At 73.8% G+C, this 3,761-nt stretch carries 5 protein-coding genes; 2 read left to right on the top strand and 3 right to left on the bottom strand.

The features are described 5' to 3' along the window. The 3 genes from PV350_RS45445 to PV350_RS45435 all read right to left on the bottom strand — a co-directional run. A partial coding sequence (locus PV350_RS45445) for an SUKH-4 family immunity protein (RefSeq protein ID WP_500339172.1) occupies positions 1–499 on the bottom strand: 499 nt, incomplete at its 3' end. A gap of 8 nt (positions 500–507) precedes the next feature. After that, complete coding sequence (locus PV350_RS45440) at positions 508–1,494, bottom strand: HNH endonuclease (protein WP_500339171.1); 987 nt, start codon at positions 1,492–1,494, stop codon at positions 508–510. Positions 1,495–1,571: 77 nt separating this feature from the next. After that, positions 1,572–2,138 (bottom strand): hypothetical protein, encoded by a 567-nt coding sequence (locus PV350_RS45435; RefSeq protein ID WP_499512253.1) that lies wholly within the window; start codon positions 2,136–2,138, stop codon positions 1,572–1,574. Between the two features lie 309 nt (positions 2,139–2,447). On the opposite strand from PV350_RS45435, the gene PV350_RS45430 reads away from it, so the two are divergent. After that, the gene (locus PV350_RS45430; RefSeq protein ID WP_500329006.1) at positions 2,448–2,942 is read left to right on the top strand and encodes a YwqJ-related putative deaminase; all 495 of its coding nucleotides are present in this window, start codon (positions 2,448–2,450) and stop codon (positions 2,940–2,942) included. Beyond that, positions 2,939–3,418, top strand: coding sequence for an SUKH-3 domain-containing protein (locus PV350_RS45425; protein WP_499512255.1), 480 nt, complete (start codon positions 2,939–2,941; stop codon positions 3,416–3,418). The genes PV350_RS45430 and PV350_RS45425 overlap by 4 nt, the downstream gene beginning before the upstream one ends. Positions 3,419–3,761: the final 343 nt, after the last annotated feature.

Raw genomic sequence — 3,761 nt, 5'->3', positions numbered from 1 at the left:
TTAAGGTTTTTGGGGAGGTTTCGTGGGCTCGGAGATTGTTATAAGGGACAGGGGCCGGGGCGCGCGGCGGTGTGGGGACGGTCTCGGCCAGGGCGCCGTCCGGAACGTCACGGCGGTCGGGGATGCCGAGCCGGTCGGCGGCGTCCTGCAGCCACTGCGGCGGGCTCAGCAGGAAGGACGTCGCCTCCAGGTCGATCCGCTTGGGCCGCTCCGGCACGGCGTCCGCGACCGCGCCGGCCGCGGCGCCGTAGATCTCCTCCCAGCGGCGGATGATCTCGCCCACGGACAGCGCGGGCCAGAGCGTGGCGTCGCCGCTGTCCCGGGCGATGACGATGCGGGTCTCCCCGTCGTCCGAGGTCGGGCCGCCGTCCCTCGGCTCGGACCAGACCACGAAGCCCCGGTCGAACTCCCGCACCTGCACCTCACGTGCGAGGTAGGCCGGGACGTCGGCGTTGATCCACCGCTCGGCGCGTTCCTGCGCCTGCGCGAACGTGACCATGTCCTGCCTCACCCCTCCACCGGGACGGCACGGGCGAAGCCGCCGTCCACCATCAGGTTCGCCACCGTCTCCAGCTCCGGCGGGTCGCCGGCGAGCGCGGCCAGGAAGGCGTCGAAGTCCTCGCCGCAGGGCAGCAGCAGCCCGGTGACCCGCTCCTCGGTGGAGCCGAAGGCGCCGTCGGCGTCCCGCACGTCGTCGTACGGGCACAGCCACATGGAACCCAGGTCGGCGCCGCGCGCCTTCACGGCGAGCACACCGCCCTGGACGTAGGAGATCGCCAGGTAGTCCTTGGTGAGGTGGTCCCGCAGGCACTTGTTGACGTAGCCGAGGTCGTTGGCCGCCGCCTCGTCCCGCACGGTGAAGAAGGGCTGGTCGACCAGGAGTCCCAGCATGGGCAGCAGGGCGACACCGCGCGGTGCGCTGCCGCCCGCCGCCTTGAGGAAGGTGCGGTACGCGCCGGGCAGCCGGTAGCCGAGCTCCTCCTCGACGTCCCGGACCTGCTGCTCGGTGACGGCGACCCCGTCCTTGCGTACGCCGAAGTGGACCGGCCGGGTCTCCTGGAGCGGCCGGGTACCGCGCTTGTCGTGGTCGGCGGAGGCGGTGGTGGCCAGGCCCCCGTGGTGCCGCAGCAACGACTTGACCTCGGCGGGGATCAGCTCCAGACGACGGCTGCCGCCGACGTGGTGCCAGCTCCACCCGTGCGGCGTGGCGACGGGGGACAGGCTGCCCCACAGCTCGTGACCGGCGGCGTGCTGCGCGGCGTTGGCCGACACGTAGTCCGTCAGCCGGAGTTCGTCGATTCCGAAGCCGTCCGGCGGTTCGGCGATCTCGGCCGCCGCGCGGGCGTACGGCGAGAAGTCGGGGAAGCCGCGCTCGTCCACGCGTACGCCCTGCGGGTGGCGGGCGCGCCGCACCGGGTCCGGGAAGTGCACGATCTGACCGGCGTAAGCCGCGTTCGGTGGCGCGGCCCGATACCCGGGCCGACCTGTCGTCATTGCCGATGCCCCCATGCTGGATCCGGTGTTGGGCACAGCCTATGGGGTGTGGCAAGAGGCGCTTGAGCTGGTTCCGGTCACGGCTGGACGGCGGCCGCGGCGAGCTTCCCGTGCTGGGCGCGCGCGACGGCCGGGGGCGGTCCCCCGGGGTCCCCGGACGGCTTGACCGTGACGTAGGTGGCCGTGCTGCCCCCGGTGCGCACGACGGTGACGGTGGCGGTGCCTCGCGTGGCGTCGGCGGTGTCGGTCATCACGTAGGCGACCGCCTCGTCGCCCACCGCGGGGGCCCGCACGGGACGGACGGCGAAGTGCCGGGCGCGTCCCTCCCCGTCCGTCGTCCCGAAGGAACGGCACTGCCTCAGGGCGGCGGTGATCCCGGCGACGACCTCGCCCGCCTCGCCGGGCCGGTGCGCGGCGAGCAGCAGCAGGTCCAGCCCGCCGTCACCGCCGAGCGCCCCGCGCCTGGTGACGGCGGCCGTCACCTGGGCCGTGCGCGGCCGGACGGGACGGCTGCTCACGGGGTCGGACAGGGGACGGCACCCGGGCCGGTCCGCGGTCAGCGCCTCCTCGGGGACAGGCACGCCCGCGCCGCCCGTCACCACGTAACCGGGCACATCGGCGGAGGTGATCAGCGCCGCCTTCAACCGGGCCGCGGTGAGCGCGCGTTGTGCCCCTCCCGTGGAGGCCGTGGTCGAATCCCGGCCGTTCTCCGTGGGCTTGGCCCTCCCGTCCGACCCGGCGCTACTATCCGTACAACCAATGGCCAACGCAAGGAGCACCGCTGCGGCAGCACACCGGACGACGATACGCATCTCCCCACAGTGCCGTGACATCCGGCACAAAGTAAACCTCTCACCTCACAACCGACTTCCGTAACGCCTTGTCCGTTTGGCAGTCTTACGCACATAGGGGGACGTCCTCGACGCGAGGACGGATCGGAGGGCCGTACGAAGATGCTGACGAGAGACGCCGCGGATCCGCGGCTCAACTGGGGAGCCGACGAAGCGCCCGCGCCACCGGCGCTGCGCCACCGGCGCGACGGGATCCTGCCGGCGGTCGCCGCCGCGCTCTCCGTCAAGGACGAGGTCCTCACCTGCACCGGCGCCAAGGCGGACCAGCCGCCCCCGCTCCACCCGCTCGTCCAGGACGTCCTCGACGCCCTCCCCGTCGCCCAGCGTGAGCGCTTCACCGGGCGATGTCCCGAGCCGGTGCTGCTGTCCCGCCACCTCACCACCGTCGACGGCGCCCGCAGCAAACGCGCCGCGCGCAAGCCGCTCACGAACGGCGAGGCCCGCAAGGCCCTCAAGGGCGCCAAGCTCACCGCCCGCCGCATACGCGAGGACGGCGACCCCGCCCACGGCACCTACGCCCCGCCCTGCCGCTCCTGCGAGGCGCTGCTCGCCCACTTCGGCGTCCGCGCCTTCGACCCGGGAGCCGACGCCGAATGAACTCGACCCGCTTCCCCGTCGGCGTCGACGTGGCCCTGCGCGCCGCCGGCTGGCAGCCCGGACGCTGGGACATCCGGCAGGCCGAGGTCTGGGCCGACACGCTCCGCGCCTACGTCTCCCCCGGCGGCCACCGCCACAGCGTCTTCCCCGCCGCCGTCGAGGCCTGGGCCGAGTTCGGCGGCCTCACCGTGCCGGCCGTCACCTCCCCCGGCCGCCACGTCGCACCCAGCACGGTCCGCGTCGACCCGCTCCACGGGCTGCACCTCGCGCGCACCCTCGGCGACCTCGGCAGCGCGCTCGACACGGAGGTCGCACCGCTCGGGGAGGAGTCCGCGGGCCACGGGCAGCTCGCGATCGACGCGGAGGGGCGCGTCTACTGCCTCGACCACACCGGCGACTACTACCTGGGCCCGACCATCGACGCGGCCCTGGGCGCCCTCACGACGGGCTCCCGTCCCCACCGCCTCACGACCTGACCGCGCCCGCCGGTTCGTTGTTGTGGGGGGTGCCCCTTGCGGCCCGTCGTTGTGCGCGTACGCGTTGCGGCCGCGCGGTGACCTGGTTGCGGGTCGGCCTCGCCGGAGGCTGGGGGCACCCCCAGCGGTAGCTGGGGGAGGGTTGGCGCAACCTCACAGCGGCGCCGCACCTGCCCGGTGGCTGGGGTTTCGTCGGCGTGTGCACGCCGGTGGTGGGGGTGTGCCAACCCTCCCCCAGCCTCCGGCCGGGGGGAACCCCCATGCCTTGCGGAACGACTTCCCACAACCCCCACCTCGTCCGGCCGTTGGTCGCCCGGCGATACGGAGGGGGCGGGGTTGTTGG

Origin of the sequence: Streptomyces sp. PA03-6a, assembly GCF_033792765.1 — a bacterium.
GTDB lineage: Bacteria > Actinomycetota > Actinomycetes > Streptomycetales > Streptomycetaceae > Actinacidiphila.
This window is presented reverse-complemented; position numbering and strand designations above follow the sequence as displayed.